Below are 2,481 nucleotides of genomic sequence, written 5' to 3' on the forward strand. Positions count from 1 at the left end.
CGGGCTATCTGACGAAGAACAGGAGCGAAAAGGACCAAAAAATCGCCCAAAGCACACACGAAAACGGATACATCAAGCCAAGAAAAACTTTTTGGAGAAATTCAAAACAGCTTCTAACTTGTAGGGGCAGGGTCTGCCTGCCCGAAAAAAATGGAACATAGAGACACGAAGGCACAGAGTTTATTTTTTAGTGAATGTCAATTTACAGACCAAAATATTTCTCAACCATATCTTTGAGCTGTTCAGATGACAGATTTGCTATTCCAATCGATTCAATAAGAGAAAACTCTTCCTTGTTTTTACCCATAACGAACTTTCGTTCATTACCATCTATTTCGGCGAGCAGATGGAAATTTCCTTTAAAAGCCTGCTCCATCCGGATGTTCTTTACGATATGTCTGTTGATGGTTATTTCAGATGCATGTGTAGCTTCTTCCAACTCACCCCAAGACCTCAAATGATTGGCTATAGTTGTTTCAATCCGTCCTATCCACTGCTCAGCAACACCATATTTTGAAGCGACCGTACGGAATTGTTTCAGACTGTCTGCTACTTCACGTATCACTGCATCAGGCCGGCGTATGCCATTGTCTTTAGCAAACTGGATGACATCATCCCGTGTAATATCCCGAAGTTTGGCGCGGATATACAGACAGTGCTCTTCATTGGGCAAAAATCCTCCGTTGTCGAATATATAAGTGATATCGTATGCCGGAGACAGACGCCAGGAACCATCTTCACTCATAACAAATGAAAAATTCTTATTGTGGTCGTCCGTATTGTTGGCCAAGATATTGAATACCATCCGACGGAATACCTCAGAACAGTCAGCCTCGGGCAGATGAAGTTTCCGACATACTGCTATCAGCTGTTCGTAACTGTCGGCTTCGGGACGGATGGCAGCCAAAGTCTGGGTATGAACCTTCTTTCCATCCTTACGGTCGAAACGTCTGGTCATGAAATGATTATTTCCATCTACCTGATAGAGTTCAGATGGCATCATATTGATTCCTGCCATAGTAGCCAGTTCATAATAGGCCATCTCCAATTCTGCTGAACTATATTGAGAATTGCCGAATTTAATCAGACAGTAATCAAAGTCATCCAAGCCGGAAATCTGTCCGCTACGTATCTCTCCACTCTTTCGGTTGATGGCCACAATGGCTTTGGGTTGACGGCCACCTGCAGAAGTACCTACAGTAAGCAACGATTGCATGGTAATGGATTCTTCGGGTAGAATTCGTGCATTTTCTTTTTCTGTGAATATGCGCTCTGCCAGATTAGCCAAAGACTTGATATCTATTTTCCCTGCCTTGCGTTCTCGCGAAACTTCAGGTAGAAACTCGAGAGCTCCCATGCCACGTTTCCCAATGAACGAGAGCTTGTCAAGGGGAGTAATGTCTGCATTGGACAGATGGTTCTGTTGACGCCACAAATCAAACAACTGATTACCCCAGGCATCAGGCAATGAATCGGCTACAAAAGCAGGTAATTTCTGATAAATTTTAGCATCTTCTCCCCAGATAGGCATAAGACCTCTTGCCCCATCTACCGGTGCTGCCAATGGAGATATATTCAGACCTTTCTTCAGAAAGACGGGGTTATACGTGAAGTAGAACAATCTGCGTTTGGTATCCCAAGCCAACCGGCCTATTTCTTCACCCCAAAGCATTACTCTTAAAGATTGTACCATAGTTCGTATCATTTGGAGTGTCTTACGCGCTGTGTCTTTTTATCGTCTTTACGCATCAGGTAAGGAGATTCTGGTAGCTCTGGAAGAATATGGTCTATCATGTTGATCTGCCCAACGACTTTCAGCAACACGATAAATGTGGACAATGAAATATTGCCTGCAGTGCCGTTCTCAAATTTGTGGATGGTGGTAAGTCCAATTCCCGATTGCTCGGAAACATCTTTCTGAGTAAGATTACAGCGTATTCTGTATTCCTTAAACCGGGCACCTAATAGCCTTACAATCTCGGGAGTAGAGTATTCATAAAAGTCTGCCATATTTCCTATATTTATATATCATTATAATGATAATTAAATACACTTTTATATATTAATCTTCATTATAATGAATATTACAAATACAAAACTACAAAATTAATCTGATTAGAACGAACTTCTCTGAGAAAACTTTAATAATTAAATGAAAAGAAAGATTAGTGAATTCACGTTAGGGTAAGTAAATTTCAGTGTGTGGCTTGGGTAAAAGATGGTAGGGTCTGCCTGCCCGAAAAAATGGAACACAGAGACGCAAAGGCACAGAGTTTATTTTTTAATGAATGTCCGCATCTTGTCAGTTAACCTGTAGGGGCAGGGTCTGCCTGCCCGAAAAAAAATCGAACACAGAGACACGGTAAGCATTCTAAGAAATACACATTGCATGTCCTATGGCTTGATTGTAATTTTGCCCCCGCATAACAATCAAACCGAATAGCAATGAACAGAACTGGATTTGAAGAATTAGAAATGCAG

Annotated in this window: 2 protein-coding genes; both read right to left on the bottom strand. The window is 41.6% G+C overall.

All coding sequences use genetic code 11. From position 1 onward, the window contains the following. Positions 1–202: 202 nt before the first annotated feature. Positions 203–1,693 carry a type II toxin-antitoxin system HipA family toxin gene (locus tag B5F25_RS20780; protein WP_087251739.1) on the bottom strand — a complete coding sequence of 497 codons (1,491 nt, stop codon included), beginning with the start codon at positions 1,691–1,693 and terminating at the stop codon, positions 203–205. Between the two features lie 8 nt (positions 1,694–1,701). Beyond that, positions 1,702–2,010, bottom strand: a complete 309-nt coding sequence (locus B5F25_RS20785) for a helix-turn-helix transcriptional regulator (RefSeq protein ID WP_087251738.1) — start codon at positions 2,008–2,010, stop codon at positions 1,702–1,704. Positions 2,011–2,481 lie beyond the last annotated feature (471 nt).

Origin of the sequence: Bacteroides sp. An19, assembly GCF_002160215.1 — a bacterium.
Lineage (GTDB): Bacteria > Bacteroidota > Bacteroidia > Bacteroidales > Bacteroidaceae > Phocaeicola > Phocaeicola intestinalis.